Source organism: Streptomyces sp. NPDC048696 (assembly GCF_043198895.1).
Taxonomy (GTDB): domain Bacteria; phylum Actinomycetota; class Actinomycetes; order Streptomycetales; family Streptomycetaceae; genus Streptomyces.
Genome location: NZ_JBICVJ010000003.1, coordinates 17173 through 35870, shown reverse-complemented (window position 1 = coordinate 35870; position 18698 = coordinate 17173). Strand labels below are relative to the sequence as shown.

The 18698-nt window shown below is 71.8% G+C and carries 19 protein-coding genes and 1 riboswitch; of the genes, 10 read left to right on the top strand and 9 right to left on the bottom strand.

Translation table 11 applies throughout. The features are described 5' to 3' along the window. Positions 1 to 23: 23 nt before the first annotated feature. Positions 24 to 1169, bottom strand: a complete 1146-nt coding sequence (gene nagA, locus ACGFRG_RS06265) for an N-acetylglucosamine-6-phosphate deacetylase (protein ID WP_361431011.1) — start codon at positions 1167 to 1169, stop codon at positions 24 to 26. Beyond that, positions 1169 to 2131, bottom strand: coding sequence for an ROK family protein (locus ACGFRG_RS06260; RefSeq protein ID WP_361431008.1), 963 nt, complete (start codon positions 2129 to 2131; stop codon positions 1169 to 1171). Before ACGFRG_RS06260 ends, nagA begins: the two co-directional genes overlap by 1 nt. A 309-nt stretch (positions 2132 to 2440) precedes the next feature. Between ACGFRG_RS06260 and ACGFRG_RS06255 the strand changes: the two genes are divergently transcribed. From ACGFRG_RS06255 to otsB, 3 genes are read left to right on the top strand one after another with little or no spacing between them, the layout of a single operon-like run. Continuing rightward, on the top strand, positions 2441 to 3658 hold the full coding sequence (locus tag ACGFRG_RS06255) for an extracellular solute-binding protein (protein WP_361431006.1): 1218 nt from the start codon (positions 2441 to 2443) through the stop codon (positions 3656 to 3658). A gap of 56 nt (positions 3659 to 3714) precedes the next feature. Beyond that, positions 3715 to 3951, top strand: a complete 237-nt coding sequence (locus ACGFRG_RS06250) for a DUF3263 domain-containing protein (protein ID WP_361431003.1) — start codon at positions 3715 to 3717, stop codon at positions 3949 to 3951. Between the two features lie 46 nt (positions 3952 to 3997). Continuing rightward, positions 3998 to 4840, top strand: a complete 843-nt coding sequence (gene otsB, locus ACGFRG_RS06245) for a trehalose-phosphatase (RefSeq protein ID WP_361431002.1) — start codon at positions 3998 to 4000, stop codon at positions 4838 to 4840. A gap of 201 nt (positions 4841 to 5041) precedes the next feature. On the opposite strand, the gene ACGFRG_RS06240 is transcribed toward otsB, so the two are convergent. After that, entirely contained in the window at positions 5042 to 6439 is a 1398-nt protein-coding gene (locus ACGFRG_RS06240; protein WP_393261881.1) for a trehalose-6-phosphate synthase, read from the bottom strand. Between the two features lie 75 nt (positions 6440 to 6514). Further along, positions 6515 to 7462, bottom strand: a complete 948-nt coding sequence (locus ACGFRG_RS06235) for a glucosyl-3-phosphoglycerate synthase (RefSeq protein ID WP_393261878.1) — start codon at positions 7460 to 7462, stop codon at positions 6515 to 6517. Between the two features lie 163 nt (positions 7463 to 7625). Beyond that, a riboswitch (SAM riboswitch) is annotated at positions 7626 to 7753 on the top strand. A 17-nt stretch (positions 7754 to 7770) separates the two neighbouring features. Here ACGFRG_RS06235 and thrC point away from each other — a divergent pair. The 4 genes from thrC (at position 7771) to groL (ending at position 12007) form a co-directional block, all read left to right on the top strand. Continuing rightward, complete coding sequence (gene thrC / locus ACGFRG_RS06230) at positions 7771 to 9075, top strand: threonine synthase (protein WP_393261876.1); 1305 nt, start codon at positions 7771 to 7773, stop codon at positions 9073 to 9075. A 28-nt stretch (positions 9076 to 9103) separates the two neighbouring features. Then, positions 9104 to 9382, top strand: coding sequence for a MoaD/ThiS family protein (locus ACGFRG_RS06225; RefSeq protein WP_361430997.1), 279 nt, complete (start codon positions 9104 to 9106; stop codon positions 9380 to 9382). Positions 9383 to 9827: 445 nt separating this feature from the next. After that, entirely contained in the window at positions 9828 to 10031 is a 204-nt protein-coding gene (locus tag ACGFRG_RS06220) for a cold-shock protein (RefSeq protein ID WP_005315736.1), read from the top strand. Between the two features lie 353 nt (positions 10032 to 10384). Continuing rightward, positions 10385 to 12007, top strand: coding sequence for a chaperonin GroEL (gene groL, locus ACGFRG_RS06215; RefSeq protein ID WP_361430996.1), 1623 nt, complete (start codon positions 10385 to 10387; stop codon positions 12005 to 12007). Between the two features lie 97 nt (positions 12008 to 12104). On the opposite strand, the gene ACGFRG_RS06210 is transcribed toward groL, so the two are convergent. The 3 genes from ACGFRG_RS06210 to ACGFRG_RS06200 are packed head-to-tail and all read right to left on the bottom strand — an operon-like array spanning position 12105 to position 14502. Continuing rightward, complete coding sequence (locus ACGFRG_RS06210; RefSeq protein WP_361430995.1) at positions 12105 to 12575, bottom strand: hypothetical protein; 471 nt, start codon at positions 12573 to 12575, stop codon at positions 12105 to 12107. A 47-nt stretch (positions 12576 to 12622) separates the two neighbouring features. Then, the gene (murQ, locus tag ACGFRG_RS06205) at positions 12623 to 13540 is read right to left on the bottom strand and encodes an N-acetylmuramic acid 6-phosphate etherase (protein WP_393261871.1); all 918 of its coding nucleotides are present in this window, start codon (positions 13538 to 13540) and stop codon (positions 12623 to 12625) included. A 41-nt stretch (positions 13541 to 13581) separates the two neighbouring features. Beyond that, positions 13582 to 14502 (bottom strand): MurR/RpiR family transcriptional regulator, encoded by a 921-nt coding sequence (locus ACGFRG_RS06200; protein WP_361430993.1) that lies wholly within the window; start codon positions 14500 to 14502, stop codon positions 13582 to 13584. A gap of 111 nt (positions 14503 to 14613) precedes the next feature. Between ACGFRG_RS06200 and ACGFRG_RS06195 the strand changes: the two genes are divergently transcribed. Together ACGFRG_RS06195 and ACGFRG_RS06190 are read left to right on the top strand one after the other, a co-directional pair. Beyond that, on the top strand, positions 14614 to 14985 hold the full coding sequence (locus ACGFRG_RS06195; protein WP_188277042.1) for a hypothetical protein: 372 nt from the start codon (positions 14614 to 14616) through the stop codon (positions 14983 to 14985). Then, positions 14982 to 15251, top strand: a complete 270-nt coding sequence (locus ACGFRG_RS06190; RefSeq protein WP_361430992.1) for a DUF4031 domain-containing protein — start codon at positions 14982 to 14984, stop codon at positions 15249 to 15251. The genes ACGFRG_RS06195 and ACGFRG_RS06190 overlap by 4 nt, the downstream gene beginning before the upstream one ends. Before the next feature lie 4 nt (positions 15252 to 15255). On the opposite strand, the gene ACGFRG_RS06185 is transcribed toward ACGFRG_RS06190, so the two are convergent. Together ACGFRG_RS06185 and ACGFRG_RS06180 are read right to left on the bottom strand one after the other, a co-directional pair. Next, positions 15256 to 16461 (bottom strand): Cmx/CmrA family chloramphenicol efflux MFS transporter, encoded by a 1206-nt coding sequence (locus ACGFRG_RS06185; RefSeq protein WP_361431076.1) that lies wholly within the window; start codon positions 16459 to 16461, stop codon positions 15256 to 15258. A 160-nt stretch (positions 16462 to 16621) separates the two neighbouring features. Beyond that, on the bottom strand, positions 16622 to 17317 hold the full coding sequence (locus ACGFRG_RS06180) for a hypothetical protein (protein ID WP_393261868.1): 696 nt from the start codon (positions 17315 to 17317) through the stop codon (positions 16622 to 16624). Positions 17318 to 17415: 98 nt separating this feature from the next. On the opposite strand from ACGFRG_RS06180, the gene ACGFRG_RS06175 reads away from it, so the two are divergent. Beyond that, positions 17416 to 18690 carry an alpha/beta hydrolase family protein gene (locus tag ACGFRG_RS06175; protein WP_393261865.1) on the top strand — a complete coding sequence of 425 codons (1275 nt, stop codon included), beginning with the start codon at positions 17416 to 17418 and terminating at the stop codon, positions 18688 to 18690. The last annotated feature ends 8 nt before the right edge of the window (positions 18691 to 18698 follow it).

Below are 18698 nucleotides of genomic sequence, written 5' to 3'. Positions count from 1 at the left end.
GTGCCGGGGAAACCGCCGTCGGGTCAGGCCGCGCCCGGCGCCACGATCCACTCGCCCCGCCGCATCACGCCCCTGACCGTGAACTCCGCGTCCAGGACCACCAGATCCGCGTCCTTGCCCGGCTCAAGCGAGCCGACCCTGTCGTACACGCCGAGCAGGCGCGCCGGATTGGCCGAGATGGCGCGGACGGTGTCCTCGACCGAGAGGCCGTCGACGGTCACCGCGCGCCGGAACGCGCGGTCCAGGGTGAGCGTGGAGCCCGCGATCGAGCCGCCCTCGACCAGGCGGGCGACGCCCTCCTTGACCTCGACCTCCAGCGGCCCGAGGCGGTAGAGCCCGTCGCCGAACCCGGCCGCGTCCATCGCGTCCGTGATGAACGCGACCCGGCCCGCGCCCTTGTGGTGGAAGGCGAGTTCGAGGGCGGCGGGGTGCAGATGCGTGCCGTCGTTGATCAGCTCGACGGTGACGCGCTCGTCCTCCAGGAGGGCCGCGATCGGGCCGGGCGCGCGGTGGCCGAGCGCGGGCATCGCGTTGAAGAGGTGGGTGGCGACGCTCGCCCCGGCGTCGATCGCCTCGACGGTCTGCTCGTAGGTGGCGTCGGTGTGGCCGATGGCCGCGACGACGCCGTGCTCGGCGAGCAGCCGTACGGAGTCGAGGCCGCCGGGCAGTTCGGTGGCGAGCGTGACCATCTTCGCGGTGCCGCGCGCGGCGTCCATCAGCTTGCGCACCTCGGCCGGGTCCGGGTGGCGCAGCAGGTCCTCGCTGTGCGCGCCCTTGCGGCAGGGCGAGATGAACGGGCCCTCGAAGTGGATGCCCGCGAGGTCGCCCTGCTCGACGAGCTCGGACAGCAGTCCGGCGCGCTGGGCCAGGCCGTCCATCTCGCCGGTGACCGTGGAGGCGACCAGGGTGGTGGTGCCGTGCAGGCGGTGGGTGTGGACGCCCTTGAGGACGTCCTCGACCGTGCCGTTGGTGAAGGAGGCGCCGCCGCCGCCGTGTACGTGCATGTCGACGAAGCCGGGCACGACCCAGTGGCCGGTGAGGTCGACGCGGGCCGCGTCGTCCGGCGCCGCACCGGCGATCCTCCCGCCCTCGACGATCACGCGTCCGTTCTCGACGACGCCGGTCGGCAGGACGACGCGGGCGCCGGAGAGAACCAAGCTAGCGGCCATCAGGCGGTTACCTCCGAGGAAGGGGGAGTGGGGGCGCAGTCGTGCTCGTCGAGCAGGTCCCAGGCGAGCAGGCCCGCGCCCAGGCAGCCCGCCGTGTCGCCCAGCGCGGCCGGGACGATCGAGGGCAGCTTCTGGAACGTCACGCGCTCCTGGACGGCCGCCCGCAGCGGTACGAACAAGGTTTCCCCGGCTTCGGCGAGTCCGCCACCGATGATCAGCGTGCGGGGGTCGAGCAGGGTGAGCGCGGTGACCAGGCCGTCGGCGAGCGCGTCGACCGCGTCCTGCCAGACGGCCAGCGCCTTCGGGTCGCCGGACTCGACGGCCTTGGCGCAGTCCGCCGCGTCCGCGTCCGCGTCACCGCTGGCCTCGGCCCACGCCTGGGTGACGGCGGAGGCGGAGGCGAGCCGCTCCAGGCAGCCGCGCTGGCCGCAGCCGCACTCGACGCCGCCGGGGCGTACGACGATGTGGCCGATCTCGCCCGCGTAGCCGTGGGCGCCCGGCTCGATGCGGCCGTCGATCCCGATGGCCCCGGCGATCCCGGTGCCGAGCGGGACGAACAGGAACCGGTCGGCGCCCTTGCCCGCGCCGATCCGGCCCTCGGCGAGGCCGCCGGTGCGCACGTCGTGGCCGAGGGCGACCGGGATGCCGTCCAGGCGCTCGCTGAGCAGCCGCCGCATCGGGACGTCGGCCCAGCCCAGGTTGGCCGCGTAGACCGCGATGCCGCCTTCGGCGTCGACGATGCCGGGCACGGCGACGCCGGCCGCCAGGGCGCTCTCGCCGAGGTGCCGCTCGCCGTACGCCCGCAGCTCGGCGGCGAAGTCGAGGATGCCCTCGACGACGGCGTCCGCGCCGCGCTCGCGGCCGGTGGGCCTGCGGGCCTCGTGCAGCAGGCTGCCGTCCGCCCCGATGAGGGCGGCTTTCATCCCGGTGCCGCCCACATCCAGGGCGATGACGTGTCTCACGGGGGACAGTCTGGCTCGTTCACCCATGAAAGGTCTAGTCCACTCACCGTGCGACGGGTAAGCGTTTTCCCAAGTCCCGTACGGATTGCGGGCGTACGCGCGTTCGCCTCGCGGCAGAAGTTGCGGAAGTGAGACCCAAGTGGTGTAGACCTCAGACCCGGCTGCGGGAGAAGATCGCAGCTCATGTAGACAGGACGTTACGAACAGGGCGTTCACGGGGGAACGACTGGCGAAGACGACGAGGGTGGAGCAGTACACGTGCAGCGGCGACGCTTGGCAGGGACGACGGCGGCGGTTGTCGCACTGGGTATGACAGTCGGCCTCTCCGGATGCGGCAGCGACAGCGGCTCCAAGAGCGTCACCCTCAAGCTGGTGGCCGCCGACTACGACATCGCGGGCGGCGACTCCACCAAGGCGTACTGGCACAACGTTGTCAGCGAGTTCGAGAAGAAGAACCCGGGCATCAAGGTCGACGTCTCCGTCTACTCCTGGGACGTCGTCGACGCCAAGGTCGCCGAGATGGTGAAGGCGGGCAAGGCCCCCGACATCGCGCAGATCGGCGCGTACTCCGACTACGCCGCGAGCGGCAAGCTCTACGCCGTCGACCAGATGCTCTCCATCCCCGTCCAGGCGAACTTCCTGGCGCCGCTCGCGGACGCGGGCGAGATGAAGCGCACCCAGTACGGCATCCCGTTCGTCGCCTCCACGCGGCTGCTGTTCTACAACAAGACGCTGTTCAAGAAGGCGCACATCGAGCCCCCCACCACCTGGGCCCAGCTGGAGTCCGACGCGAAGGCGCTGAAGGCCAAGGGCGTGAAGACCCCGTTCGCGCTGCCGCTCGGCAGCGAGGAGGCCCAGGCCGAGACGATGATGTGGCTGCTCAGCGGCGGTGGCGGCTACGTCAACCAGGTCGCCGGGTACGACATCGACTCGCCGGAGAACGTCAAGACGTTCCAGTGGCTGCAGAAGAACCTCGTCGGCGAGGGCCTCACGGGACCGGTCGCGCCCGGCAGGCTCAACCGGCAGGCCGCGTTCGACGCCTTCGCCAAGGGCGAGGTCGGCATGCTCAACGGCCACCCGTCGCTGATGGGGGAGGCCCGCAAGAAGGGCGTCGAGTACGGGATGGTCCCGCTGCCCGGCGTCGAGGGCAAGGCCAAGGCGTCGATGGGTGTCGCCGACTGGATCATGGGCTTCAAGCAGAACGGCCACCGGGAGCAGATCGGGAAGTTCCTGGACTTCACGTTCAACGACCAGAACGTGTCGGCGTTCGCGGACAAGTACGACCTGCTGCCCGCGACGCGCTCGGCGTCCCAGGCGATGCAGAAGGACGGCAAGCACCAGGACCTCGCCGAGTTCCTGGCCGCCCTGCCGTCCTCGGAGCTGCCGCCGGTCGGCAAGACGTCCTGGCCCAAGGTCAGCGAGACGGTCAAGAAGCGGATCGGCGAGGCCGTGCAGCCGAACGGCGACCCGAAGTCGGTCCTGGAAGGCATCGCGAAGGTCGCGCTCGAAGCGGAGAACGCGGAGTAGGTGCGCGCAGTGCGTACGGGGTGGGTCGGCCCCGTCGACCCGATACGTTGGATCGTATGACCGACAACCCCCTCGGCGAGCGCGAGAAGGCCGTGCTCGCCATGGAAGCCCGCTCCTGGGCCGGCCCCGGCGCCAAGGAGCGGGCCGTACGGGAGCGGCTGGGGATCTCGCCGACCCACTACTACCAGCTCCTCAACGCCCTCCTCGACGACGAGCGCGCCCTCGCCCACGACCCGGTCACGGTCAACCGCCTGCGCCGCGTCCGCGAGGCCCAGCGCGAACGGCGTTCGTAACGCGACGACCATGGCTGTGCCCGGGTGCCGCCGCTAGGGTCGTGCCATGGGCAGCCAACCGCACCCCCTGCCGACCCCTGCCACCTCCGCCGGGCGCGACGCGCTCGCCGCGGTCCTGGCGGCGCCCGAGCGGACCGTGGTCGCGCTCGACTTCGACGGGACGCTCGCCGAGATCGTCCCCGACCCGGAGCAGGCCCGGGCGCACCCCGGCGCCGTGCCCGCGCTCGCGGCGCTGGCGCCCAAGGTCGCCTCGGTCGCGGTGATCACCGGGCGCCCGGCGGGCGTGGCCGTACGGTACGGGGGGTTCGCGGGCGTCGCGGGTCTTGAACACCTCGTCGTGCTCGGGCACTACGGCGCCGAGCGCTGGGACGCGGTCAGCGGGACCGTGCACGCCCCGGCCCCGCACCCCGGTGTCGCCGCCGCGCGGGCCGAACTCCCGGGCGTACTCGACTCGCACGGGGCGTGGCGCGGTACGTGGATCGAGGAGAAGGGGCGGGCCGTCGCGGTCCACACGCGGCGGGCGGGCGACCCGGAGGCCGCGTTCGCTGCGCTGCGGGCCCCGCTGGCCGAGCTGGCCGCCCGGCACGGGCTGATCCTGGAGCCCGGGCGGCTGGTCCTGGAGCTGCGGCCGCCGGGGATGGACAAGGGGATGGCGTTGGCGTCGTATCTGCGGGAGGTGTCCGCGGGGGCGGTGGTGTACGCGGGGGACGACCTCGGCGACCTGCCCGCGTTCGCCGCCGTCGAAAAACTCCGCTCGGACGGGGTGCCGGGTCTGCTGGTGTGCAGCGGGTCGACGGAGGTGCCGGAACTGGCGGACCGGGCCGACGTGTTGGTACCGGGCCCGTCGGCGGTGGTCGACTTCCTCGCGACGCTGGCGTCCCGCCTGTAGAGCCCCCACCCCACCCCTTCCCGAAAGCCCTGGGCGGGCGGCCTGGTTCTTCGTCTGCGGACCGTGCTGGGTTGCTCGCGCAGTTCCCCGCGCCCCTAAGGAGGGCTCGAAGGGCCCATTTAAGGGGCGCGGGGCTGTGACATATGCGGCTCCGCCGCGTGGGCGCGACCAGCCCCCACCGAGCCGCGGACGAACGACAAATCAGCGCCCCCCGGCGGAGCGCAGCGCGTCCAGCTGGTCCAGGAACCAGCGCTGGGGCGGCAGCGCGGTCGCGGCCGCGGCCAGACGCTTCGTGCGGGCCGCACGCTCCTCGCGGCCCATCGACAGCGCCTCGTGCAGCGCGGCCGCCGTGCCGGACACGTCGTACGGGTTCACCACCACCGCGTCGGAGCCGAGCTCCGAACACGCCCCCGCCTCCCGCGACAGCACCAGCACGCACCCGTCGTCCGACACGACCGGCACCTCCTTGGCGACCAGGTTCATCCCGTCCCGGATGGGGTTCACCAGCGCCACGTCCGCCAGCCGGTACGCCGCCAGCGACCGCGCGAAGTCGTCCTTGACGTGGAGGACCACCGGGGTCCAACCCGGCGTTCCGTAAGCGAAGTTGATGGCCGAGGCCAGCCTCGCGACCTCCGCCGTGTACTCCCGGTACACCGCCAGGTCCTGCCGCGACGGGTACGCGAACGCCACATGCACCACCCGCTCGCGCCACTCGGGCCGCTCGTCCAGGAGCTGCCGGTACGCCAGCAGCCCCCGCACGATGTTCTTCGACAGCTCCGTGCGGTCGACCCGCACGATCGCCTTGCGGCCCGCGCCGATCTCCTCGCGCAGCGCCGCCATCCGCTCCGCCACGTCCGGCTCGTGGGACCGGCGCCGCAGGAACTCCGCGTCCGCGCCGAGCGCGTGCACCCCGATCGCGGTGGCCCCCGTACCGCCGACGACGTCCTCGCAGCAGCGGGCGAAGGCGTCGGCCCAGCGGCGGGTGAGGAAGCCGAGCCGGTCCGCGCCGAGCATGCCGCGCAGCAGCCGCGCGGCCACGTCGTCCGGCAGCATCCGGAAGTACTCCACCGGCGCCCACGGCGTGTGCGAGAAGTGGCCGATCCGCAGGTCGGGGCGGAGCTCGCGGAGCATCCCCGGGACCAGGGCCAGGTGGTAGTCCTGGACGAGGACCGCCGCCCCCTCGGCCGCCGCGTCCGCCAGCGCCTCGGCGAACGCCCGGTTGTACGTCTCGTACGCCCCCCACCGCCGCCGGAACTCCGCGTCGAAGACCGGCTCCAGAGGGGTCTGGTAGAGCATGTGGTGGACGAACCAGAGCACCGAGTTCGCGATCCCGTTGTACGCGTCCGCGTGCACATCGGCGTCGATGTCGAGCATCCGCACGCCCGGCTCGGCGACCCCGCGCCGCACGGCCTCGCGGTCGCCGTCGCCGAGCGCCGAGCACACCCACAGCGAGTCGGCGTCCTGGCCGATCGCGGAGAGGCCCGAGACCACTCCGCCGCCGCCGCGCCGGGACGTGAGCGTCCCGTCGTCGCCGAGGGCGTAGGAGACCGGGCCGCGGTTGGACGCGACGAGGACCTGGGCAGCGCGCGCGGAGACCATGGACACGAACCTAGCCCGTAGCGGAATGCCTCAAACGTGCGAACGGGGGCACCGGCCCCTGATGGTCACGCCCGCTTACGCCGCCCGATGCACCGCGTACTCCGAGATTTCCCGCATCGGCGGGCGCTCCTCGGTGTCCACCGGGTACGTACGCGGGGTGAAGCCGTCCTCGCCGCGCTCGAACTGGGTCAGCGCCGGGCGGACCAAGTGGGCGCGGGAGAGCCGCAGTTGGGCCGTGCGGTAGATCGCGGCGGCCATCCGGCCGAGTGCCTGGCCGTCCTGATGGCGGTGCTTGCGTACGCCGACGTCCACCTGGGCCAGCGCGTCCAGGCCCACCGTGTGCAGCGCGTCGACGAGCAGCCCCAGCTCCACTCCGTAACCGACCGGGAAGGGCAGCCGCTCCAGGAGCGAGCGGCGGGCCGCGTACTCGCCGCCGAGCGGCTGGACGAACCCGGCGAGCTGCGGCCAGTGCAGATTGAGCAGCGGGCGCGCCACCAGCTCGGTCACCCGACCGCCCTGACCTGCGGCGGAGCCCAGCGGGCGGTCGTACATCGCCTTGACGAAGGCCACGTCCGCATCGGTCAGGAGCGGGCCGACGATCCCGGACACGAAACCCGCGTCGAACTCCTTCAGATCCGCGTCGACGAAGCACACGATGTCACCGGTGGTGACCAGGAGCGAGCGCCACAGCACCTCGCCCTTGCCGGGCAGGGCCGGGATCCGGGGCAGGATCGCGTCCCGGTGCACGACCCGGGCGCCGGCGGCGGCCGCGACCTCGGCCGTACGGTCGGTGGAGCCGGAGTCGATCACCACCAGCTCGTCGACCAGCGGCACCTCCTCGGTCATCAGCTCGCGCCGGATGGCGGCGACGATCTCGCCGACGGTGGCTTCCTCGTCGAGCGCGGGCAGGACCACGCTGACCGTGCTGCCGCCGCGGCGCTTGGCGGCGATGATCCGGTCCAGCGGCCGGTCGGCCGCGGACCAGGAACGCCTGCTCAGCCAGCGCTCCACCTCTTCCAACACGAGCCGGGGCCTCCTTGTACGGGTTTGTGTGATCCATCTCGCGGTTCGGACGACTGTCTCAACCGTCCAAGCCTTCGGTTACAGTCTTGAACAACGCGGATGACCGTCGCATGTCGGGGTCGTCGCGCGAACAAATGCCCGGGTCATGGACCCGGTGCCACAGCGCTCATCCAGAGGGACTGAGGGAACGGCCCGTTGAAGTCCCGGCAACCCTCCTGCCGACCGCGAGGTCACGGTGGGGAAGGTGCCAATTCCGTCTCATGGCGAAATGCGCCATGGGGAAGATGAGGAGAAAGGGCCTCGCCATCATGGCTGTGCACACCGTCACCACCGCTGACGCCGCGGTAAACGCCTCCAGCACCGTGAACCTCGGTCCCGCCGTCGCGCTTTCCTGCCGGGAATGCGGCGAGCGGTTCGACCTCGGCCCCATCTTCGCCTGCGCCCTGTGTTTCGGTCCGCTCGAAGTGGCGTACGACCTTCCGACCGGCGACCCCGAGGCGCTGCGGAGGCGCATCGAAGCGGGCCCGGACAACATCTGGCGCTATGCGCCGCTGCTGCCCGTTCCGGCCAATGTGGCTGAAAAGCCCAACCTGAATCCCGGCTTCACCAAGCTCGTCAAGGCCGACAATCTCGCCCGCGAGCTCGGTGTCACCGGCGGCCTTTACGTGAAGGACGACTCCGGCAACCCGACGCACTCCTTCAAGGACCGCGTCGTCGCGATCGCCGTCGAGGCCGCCCGCGCGTTCGGCTTCACCACGCTCTCCTGCTCCTCCACCGGCAACCTCGCGGGCGCGGTCGGCGCGGCCGCCGCCCGGGCGGGCTTCCGCTCCTGTGTGTTCATCCCGCACGACCTGGAGCAGGGCAAGGTCGTGATGGCCGCGGTGTACGGCGGTGAGCTGGTCGGCATCGAGGGCAACTACGACGACGTCAACCGCTTCTGCTCGGAGCTCATCGGGGACCCGCTCGGCGAGGGCTGGGGCTTCGTGAACGTGAACCTGCGCCCGTACTACGGCGAGGGCTCCAAGACGCTGGCGTACGAGATCTGCGAGCAGCTGGGCTGGCGGCTGCCCGACCAGATCGTCATCCCGATCGCCTCCGGCTCGCAGCTCACGAAGATCGACAAGGGTCTCCAGGAGCTCATCAAGCTGGGCCTCGTCGAGGACAGGCCGTACAAGATCTTCGGCGCCCAGGCCGAGGGCTGCTCGCCGGTCTCCACCGCCTTCAAGGCGGGCCACGACGTGGTCCGGCCGCAGAAGCCGAACACCATCGCCAAGTCGCTGGCCATCGGCAACCCGGCGGACGGCCCGTACGTCCTGGACATCGCCCGGCGCACCGGCGGCGCGGTGGAGGACGTGAACGACGAGCAGGTCGTCGACGCGATCAAGCTGCTCGCCCGGACCGAGGGCATCTTCGCCGAGACGGCGGGCGGTGTGACGGTCGGTGTCACCCGCAAGCTCATCGACAGCGGGCTGCTCGACCCGGCGCTCACTACTGTCGTCCTCAACACGGGCGACGGCCTCAAGACCCTGGACGCCGTGGCCCCGACGACCGGCCCGACCGCGACGATCCGCCCGAGCCTGGACGCGTTCCGCGACGCGGGCCTCGCCCACTGACCCACCGGCCACGGAAAGGCAGCACACCATGAGCGTCAACGTCCGCATCCCCACCATTCTCCGTACGTACACCGGTGGCAGGGCCGAGGTCGCGGCCGAGGGTGCCACCCTCGCCGAGGTCATCGCCGACCTGGAGAAGAACCACACCGGGATCGCCGCGCGCGTCCTGGACGACCAGGGCAAGCTGCGCCGCTTCGTCAACGTGTACGTCAACGACGACGACGTCCGGTTCGAGCAGGGTCTTGAGACGGCCACGCCGGACGGCGCGGGCGTCTCGATCATTCCGGCGGTCGCCGGAGGCTGCTGAGCCTGCTGGACCCGAGGGCGAATCACTCCCCTTCGCAGCACGCAGAGTTACCTGAATTGCCCCCTCCGCAAGCTAAGCGGAGGGGGCAATTCAGTGTGGTTGAGCGCGGTACAGTGGGGAAGTCCCCTTCGTTGTGCGTGCCACGTGCATATGAGAACGCGACGAACCGGCGTCGAGAAGCGGTCAAAGTGTTCGAGCATATTGCTCCTTAAGTGCGCTTTGCCCGGCCCGACTTGCCCCGGAATGCTGGAATAGGCGGCATTCCGCTCCTCACCCCTGCCCGGAATTCTCGTCCGATTGACCTGTTGCAGAGGGCAGTTGGGCAGATACATTCAGCCGCGGTCGACGCGTTCCGGCGCACACCCTCTCCTGTCGGAGGGTGCAGGTCTGACCCGGGTCCGCGAAGTGTGGTCCCGTGCAAGGGCCAGTAATAGGGGAGTTAGGCATGGCTCAGGGCACCGTCAAGTGGTTCAACGCGGAGAAGGGGTACGGCTTCATCGCGGTCGACGGTGGTGCGGATGTTTTCGTCCACTACAGCGCGATCCAGATGGACGGCTACCGCACCCTTGAAGAAGGTCAGCGAGTCGAGTTCGAGATCTCGCAGGGCCAGAAGGGTCCGCAGGCGGACATGGTCAAGCTCGCCGTCTGATCTCGGCGCGATCGGCCACCGACGCACTCACGCCGTGGGGCCCGCATCCTCTGTAAAAGGATGCGGGCCCCACGTGCGTGTCCGCGCGCCGGAGCGCGCGCCGGAGCCCGTCCCCGGACCCGCCCCCGAGTCCGCCCCCGGCAGGGCGGCGGCGGTGGGACGGCCTTGCACTCTCCTGGGTCGAGTGCTAATCATTGGCGTTAGCACTCTGCTGGTGAGAGTGACAGAACTTGGATCGGGTCGGTGAGGTCCGCGAGCCGCGTGGGGCAAGGAACCACAAGGCTTGCAGGCCGTCCGTCGCGGGCGCCTCTCGATCCGGAGCAATCCACCCCAGTCCGGGAGGACCACTTCACATGGCCAAGATCATCGCGTTCGACGAGGAGGCACGGCGCGGTCTCGAGCGCGGGATGAACCAGCTCGCCGACGCCGTTAAGGTCACCCTCGGCCCCAAGGGCCGTAACGTCGTCCTTGAGAAGAAGTGGGGCGCCCCCACGATCACCAACGATGGTGTTTCCATCGCCAAGGAGATCGAGCTGGAGGACCCGTACGAGAAGATCGGCGCCGAGCTGGTCAAGGAAGTCGCGAAGAAGACGGACGACGTCGCCGGTGACGGCACGACGACCGCGACCGTCCTGGCCCAGGCGCTGGTCCGCGAGGGCCTGCGCAACGTCGCCGCCGGCGCCAACCCGATGGCCCTGAAGCGCGGCATCGAGAAGGCCGTCGAGGCCGTCTCGGGCGCCCTGCTGGAGCAGGCCAAGGATGTCGAGACCAAGGAGCAGATCGCTTCCACGGCCTCCATCTCCGCCGCCGACACCCAGATCGGCGAGCTCATCGCCGAGGCCATGGACAAGGTCGGCAAGGAAGGCGTCATCACCGTCGAGGAGTCCCAGACCTTCGGTCTGGAGCTTGAGCTCACCGAGGGTATGCGCTTCGACAAGGGCTACATCTCGGCGTACTTCGCGACCGACATGGAGCGCATGGAAGCCGCGCTCGACGACCCGTACATCCTGATCGTCAACTCGAAGATCGGCTCGGTCAAGGACCTGCTGCCGCTCCTTGAGAAGGTCATGCAGTCGGGCAAGCCGCTCCTGATCATCGCCGAGGACGTCGAGGGCGAGGCCCTGTCGACCCTGGTCGTGAACAAGATCCGCGGCACCTTCAAGTCCGTCGCCGTCAAGGCCCCGGGCTTCGGCGACCGCCGCAAGGCGATGCTGAACGACATCGCCATCCTCACCGGCGGCACGGTCATCTCCGAGGAGGTCGGCCTCAAGCTGGAGAACGCGGGCCTCGACCTGCTCGGCCGCGCCCGCAAGGTCGTCATCACCAAGGACGAGACCACCATCGTCGACGGTGCCGGTGACAGCGACCAGGTCGCCGGTCGCGTGAACCAGATCCGCGCCGAGATCGAGAACTCGGACTCGGACTACGACCGCGAGAAGCTCCAGGAGCGCCTGGCGAAGCTGGCCGGCGGCGTGGCCGTCATCAAGGCCGGTGCCGCCACCGAGGTCGAGCTCAAGGAGCGCAAGCACCGCATCGAGGACGCCGTTCGCAACGCGAAGGCGGCCGTCGAGGAGGGCATCGTCGCCGGCGGTGGCGTGGCCCTGCTCCAGGCCTCCTCGGTCTTCGAGAAGCTGGACCTGTCGGGTGACGAGGCGACCGGCGCCAACGCCGTGAAGCTCGCCCTGGAGGCCCCGCTCAAGCAGATCGCCGTCAACGGTGGCCTTGAGGGCGGCGTCGTCGTCGAGAAGGTGCGCAACCTGGCCGTCGGCCACGGTCTGAACGCCGCGACCGGCGAGTACGTCGACATGATCGCCGAGGGCATCATCGACCCGGCGAAGGTCACGCGCTCCGCGCTGCAGAACGCCGCGTCGATCGCCGCGCTGTTCCTGACCACCGAGGCCGTCATCGCCGACAAGCCGGAGAAGGCCGCCGCGGCCGCTCCGGGCGGCATGCCGGGCGGTGACATGGACTTCTGATCCTTCTCGAAGGATCGGTGGCCCGGTTACGTACGGAGGGCGGCACCCCACGCCGGGGGTGCCGCCCTTCGGCGTGTGCGGGGGTTTTCGGCGCGGGTCAGCAGGCGTCGTCGGTGACCCGCGTCCTGATCACGGCTTCGCCGTTGCCCAGCGGGGTGACGACGACGTGCATACAGAACGCCGCGTCGGTGCCGGGGCCGGTGATGTCGTACGCCGAGGGGTCCTTGCCGCTGCTGCGCAGCACGAGCGGGTCGGTGAACCACTGGGCCGCGCCGGTGTTGTTCATGGCGTCCTCGATGATCCGCGCGTAGTCGTTTCCGGAGAACGCCTCGGACGGCGCGTAGTTGCGCTGCGTCGTCCCGTCCAGGTCGTGCGCCGCCTGGTGGGCGGCGTCCCGCAGCTCGCCCCGGCTCCAGTTCGTCTCGTCGTTCACGACGTAGATGCCGACGCCGACGACGACCAGGGTGAGGATGATGAGGGTGAGACCGACGGGGTTGGCGGGGTTGTAGGCGAAACGGCCGTTGACGCGCATGAAGACGGGTTCGGGTTCGCGGTCGGACGTGGTCATGACGAGATCGTAAGGCGGTCGCCGCGTACCGGAGTTGCCGCCCCGGGCTACCCGAGCGCCGCGCGCAGATGCCCGTCCGCGCGCTCCAGGCGCCGCGTCGCCGTCGCCGCGTCGACGTCCGCGAGCAGCATCAGGATCGCCGTCTTCACCTCGCCGTCGGCGGCCGTCAGGGCGGACTCGATATGGTCGTCGCCCGCGCCCGTCGCGAGCGAGACGATCCGGCGCGAGCGGGCGCGCAGCTTCTCGTTTGAGGCGCGTACGTCGACCATGAGGTTCCCGTACGTCTTGCCGAGGCGGATCATCGTGATCGTCGAGATCATGTTGAGGACGAGCTTCTGGGCGGTGCCCGCCTTCAGCCGGGTGGAGCCGGTCAGCAGCTCCGGGCCGACCACGACCTCGATGCCGTGGTCGGCGGCGGCCGCGAGCGGGCTGTCCGCGTTGCAGGAGAGCCCGATGGTCAGCGCGCCCAGGGCCCGCGCGTGCTCGACCGCGCCGACGGCGTACGGGGTGCGGCCCGAGGCGGAGATCCCGACGACGGTGTCGTCCGCGTCAAGGACGAGAGCGTCGAGGTCGGCGGCCGCCAACTCCCTTGAGTCCTCGGCTCCTTCGACCGCCTGGAGCATCGCGGACGGGCCGCCCGCGATGAGCCCCACGACCCGCGAGGGGTCGGTGGCGAACGTCGGCGGGCACTCGCTGGCGTCCAGCACGCCGAGCCGCCCGGCGGTGCCCGCGCCCGCGTAGACGAGCCGCCCGCCGCGCGCCATCCGCTCGGCGGTGGCGTCGATCGCGGCGGCGATCTGCGGGAGCCGCGCGGCGACGGCGGCCGGGACGCTCGCGTCCTCGCCGTTCATGATGCGGGCGATCTCGGCGGTCGCAAGACGGTCGATGTCGGCGAGCTCGGGCCGGAACGCCTCGGTGGTCAACTGAGCCAGCTGGGCGCGGAGTTCCCCGTACGCGGAAGTCATGGAAGTGCGCTCTTTCCGTACGTGTGCGAGGGCACCCGGGGTCAGCGGGTGCGCGGGCTGCGGCGGTGGGCGAGTGCTTCGTACGACGCGGCGAGGGCCGGGGCCGCCGTCTCGTACGTACGCTGGGCGATGCCGATGAACAGGCAGTCCACGACGAGGAGTTGACTCGTCCGGGACGACATCGCGGCCGGGCGCAGCTCGCTCTCGCGGGCGGTCGAGGTGGTCAGTATGTGGTCGGCGTACTGGGAGACCGGCCCGTCCGGGCGTCCGGTGATGGCGACGGTGGTGGCCCCGCGGTCGAAGGCGACGCGCAGCGGCTCGATGACGTCGCCGGTGGAGCCGGAGTGGGTGATGGCGACGGCGGCGTCGCCGGATCTGAGCTGCACGGCGTTGGTGACCGCGAGGTGCGGGTCGGTGTGGGCGTGCGCGATGAGCCCGATCCGAAGCAGCTTCTGGGCGAGGTCCTGGCCGACGAGCGAGGAGGCGCCGACGCCGTAGATGTCGACGCGGCGGGCCTGCGCGAGGGCCGCGACGGCCGCGCCGAGCTGGCCGGTGTCGAGGGCGGCGGCGGTGTCGGCGAGGGTCTGCCGCTCGTCGTGGGCGAGCTTGGCGACGACGTCCGCGATCGGGTCGTCGACCGCGATGTCGGCGGTGACGGCCGGGGCGCGCCCCGACTGCTGCTGGGCGGCGAGCCCGGCGAGCGCCAGACGCAGATCGCGGTAGCCGGGGTAGCCGAGGACGCGGGCGGTGCGCACGACCGTGGCCTCGCTGGTGCCGGTGAGCTCGGCGAGACCGGTGACCGTGAGGGCGGCGCAGCCGGCCGGGTCCTGGGCGACCGCCTCGGCGACGCGCTGCATCGAGCGGGTCATGGACGGCGCGAGGGTGCGCACCTTGGCCGCGAGGGCGGCGGGGGCGGGGGGTGCCGTGCCGCCGGTGAAAATTTCCTTCACGTCATCGGTCACCCCTGGAAGGTATTTTCGCGCGGGGGGCGGGTCAAGGGTGCGGACGCGGGGAACGGGAGGTGGCGGGGGGTCCCCGGGTCCGGCCGGGGCCGTCGGGGTGACAATGGCTGCATGGACGACGTCGACCCCCTGGAGCAGTCCCTGCACGCCGCACGCGCTCTCGTGCTGGCGGATCTGGCCGCGCGCGACGTGGCCCAGGCCGATGTGGTCTCGCTGGTCGAGGACGCGGTGACGCACCGCCGCTGGTGGGTGGAGCAGTGGCCGGACGGCGCGGAGTTCGTGGCCGGTCTGGTCGCCCAGGACGTGCAGGACGCGCTCCTGGAGAAGTACGGACGCTGGCCCATCTGCCCGGTCTGCGACGCCGGGGACCCGCACGCGCTCGACGTGGAGCCGGAGCTCGGCCCCGACCCGCACTGGGTGTGCGGCAAGGCCGGGGTGACGGTGGCCCCGGTCGGCGGCCTCGGCACGGGCCCCGTCGCGTGACCCTCTACATCGATCCGCCGACCTGGCCGGGCCATGGCCGTATGTGGTCGCACCTGGTCAGCGACGTGTCGTACGACGAGCTGCACGCGTTCGCGGCCTCCATCGGCTGCCCGCCGCGCGCCTTCGAGCGGGACCACTACGACGTGCCGTCGGAGCGCTACGAGGACGCGGTGCGGGCGGGCGCGGTGGAGATCGGCTCGAAGGAACTGGTGCGCAGGCTCACGGGGGCGGGGCTGCGGCGGCCCAAGGGGCGGGCGGGCGCGTAGCCCGTCAGGCGTGTTCCGCCACGGACCGCGCCTGCGCCCGCACGGACCGGGCCACCACCCGCGAGCGGGACTTGTGCAGCCGCAGGGAGACCGTGACCAGGGCCAGGGCCGCCAGGGTCATGGCCGCGCCCGACCACGCGGTGGCCCGGTAGCCGAGGCCCGCGCTGATGACCGCGCCGCCGAGCCAGGGGCCGCCCGTGTTGCCCAGGTTGAAGGACGACGTGGTGGTGGCGCCCGCCAGGGTGGGGGCGGCGCCGCCGACGTTGAACATCCGGGCGTTGAGCGCCGGGGCCGTGTAGAACGCCGAGACTCCGAGCAGGAACGAGAGGGCGATCGCGGCCACCGGGTGCGCGCCGAACAGGGCCAGCGCCACCAGGAACGCCGTCGAGGCCGTGATGCCGCTGAGCAGCACCCCGAACAGGTGCGCGTCCGCGACCCGGCCGCCGATCGTCGTACCGACGAGGGCGCCCGCGCCGAAGAGGCCGAGGATCGCCGGGACCCAGCCGGAGTCGACCTGGGCGACGTCGGTGAGCAGCGGCTTGAGGTAGCTGAACGCGCAGAACACGCCGCCCGCCGCGAGCGCGGTGATCGCGATCGAGAGCAGCACCTGCGGGTCGCGGTAGATCCGCAGCTCGGTGGCGAGCTGCGGCTTCTCGGCCGGGAGCGGGATGCGCGGGATGAGCGTCACGATGCCGACGAGGGCGATCGCGGAGGCCGCGCCGACGGCCCAGAACGCGGCCCGCCAGCCCAGGTTGTCGCCGAGTACCGCGCCGAGCGGGACGCCGAGGACGTTGGCGATCGAGAGCCCGCCGATCATGACGGCCATGGCCCGGGCCCGCGCGTTCACCGGCACCATCGCGATGGCCACGGCGGCTCCGACCGCCCAGAATCCGGCGCAGGCCAGCGCGCTCAGCACCCGGGAGACGAAGAGCAGCGCGTAGTTCGGGGCGAGCGCGCCGCCGACCTGGCCGAGCCCGAACGCCGTGATCAGCGCGATGAGTGTGGTGCGGCGCGGCAGCCGGAGCGTCGCCACCGCCAGCAGCGGCGCGCCCACCACCATGCCGATCGCGAACGCCGAGATCAGCAGCCCCGCCTGCGGGATCGACACGTCCATGTCGTCCGCGATGGCGGGCAGCAGCCCGGTGAGCATGAACTCACTGGTGCCGAGCGCGAAGACGGAGAGGCCGAGGATGTAGACGGCCAGCGGCATACGGGGGCGGGCCGAGGCGTCGGTGAGGTCGGTGTCGGGGAGGTCGGTTCCGGGCGCGGCGGAGTGATCGGCGGAGGAGGGCATATCAGGAGTCAACAGGGTCGATGACCATTACATTCCCGTCGCTCCAGCCTCATCCGTACCCCCTGATACATACCGGCTACGTCAGCAGCTCCAGCTCCGACGTCAGGTTCTCGCGGGCCCGCGCCTCCCACTCCCGCGTGCCGTGCGGCGTACGGAACAGCCTCGGCAGATCGAGCAGCTGGCGCAGGACCGCCGCGCGGCCCGCCCGGAAGGTGTCGTCCGGGACGAAGGCGTACTCGGCGCGGACCGCCGCCGCGTACGCCGCGTACTCCTCCGGGTCCCCGGCCAGCACCGCCAGGTCCGCGTCGCACAGGACCTCGCCGTTCGTGTCGCCCTCGTGCGGGTCGTGCGTGACGGTGAGCCGGACGAGCCGGGCGACCTCGGCGGTGGCCTCGGGGCTCAACCCGGCCTCGGGCAGGGCACGTTCGGCCAGGGCCGCGCTGCGCTCCTCGTTCTCCGAGCGGTCCGGCCGGTACACGGCGTCGTGGAACCAGGCCGCGAGGCGTACGAGCTCGGCGTCCTCGGCGTACTCCGCCAGCGTGTCGACGTGGCCGAGCACCGCCGCGAGGTGGGCGGTGGTGTGGTACCTGCGGTGCGGCTCGGCCCAGGCGGCGAGCAGCCGGTCGGCGTACGGGGCCGGGTCCGGCTCCGGGTCCGGCTCCGGGTCCGGCTCCTCGCCCGGGCGGGCGGCCAGGAGCGTGCGGGTCCAGCGGGCACGGAGGTCGTCGAGGTCGTCGCTGAGGTTGTCGCTGAGGTCGTCGAGGTCGGCCATGGGGTGAGCGTAGCCACTCCTCCCTCGGGGTAGCCCCCGCACCCGCTCGGGGGACTGCCGGATGGGGGCGCGGGGCCCGGTCCGGGAACGTGGGGGACATGGTTGCTTCCGTTTCCCGCAGGAGTCTGCTGGGCGCCGGTGCCGGTGCCGCCGTGCTCGTGGCCACGACGGGTGGGTCGGCGTTCGCGGCCGCCAGGCCCGGGGCGGCGCCCGGTGCGCCGTCCGCCCAGGGCGTCCGGCTCACCCTGCCCGCGCCCACCGGCCCCCACCCGGTCGGCACCGTGTCCGTCCGGCTCGTCGACCGGAGCCGGCGCGATCCCTGGGTGAGCACTCGCCCGTACCGGGAGCTGATGGTGAGCGTGCGCCACCCGGCAAGGGACGTACGCGGCCACCGGCTCGCCCCGCAGATGCTCCCGGGCGCGGCCGCCGACTTCGACCGGCTCAACTCGCTGGAGGGGGTGCCGCACGGCAAGGTCGACTGGGCGGCGACGCGCAGCCACGCGTACACCTCGGCGCCCGTCGGATGCCACGGCCTCCCCGTCGTCCTCTACTCGCCCGGCGCGGGCGACCCCCGCACGCTGGGCACCACGCTCTGCGACGAACTCGCCTCGCGCGGCTATGCGGTGGTCATGGTCGACCACACCTATGACGCCGGGGCGGTCGAGTTCCCCGGCTCCCGCGTGGAGCGCACGGTGCTGGGGGAGGAGTACGCGAAGGCCGAGAAGGCCGGACCGGCGGCGGTCACGGCGCTGCTGAAGAAGGCCGTGGACGTCCGGGTCGCCGACACCCGTTACGTACTGGACCGGCTCGGCGCGCTGTCCGCCGCGCTGCCCGGCGGCTCGCGCGGCACCCTCGACCTGTCGGCCGTCGGGATGTTCGGCCAGTCCGCGGGCGGCTTCACCGCCGCGCAGACCATGCACGACGACCGGCGACTCAGGGCCGTGCTCAACATGGACGGCGTGATGGGGTACGTCCAGAACGACGACGACCCGGCGAACCCGTCCCCGGTCGGCACCGACGGCCTGGACCGGCCGCTGCTGCTGATGGGCAAGGACGGCAACGACCACCACACCGTCCCCTCCTGGGGCCTCACCTGGGACCACAGCAGCGGCTGGCACCGCGATCTGACCCTGTGCGGCGGGGAGCACGCGAGCTTCACCGACCTTCAGTCCCAAGTGCCGCAGATCGGGAGGGCGTTGGGGCTGACGCCGGAGGTGGTCGCCAAGAACGTCGGCACCGTCGACCCGGCGCGTTCGGTCGCGGCCCAGCGGGCGTACGTGTCGGCGTTCTTCGACCGGTGGCTGCGGGGCGGGGACGGGGCTCTGCTGGACGGCCCGTCGGCGCGGTGGCCGGAGGTGCGGTTCGTGAAGTGAGCGTAGGT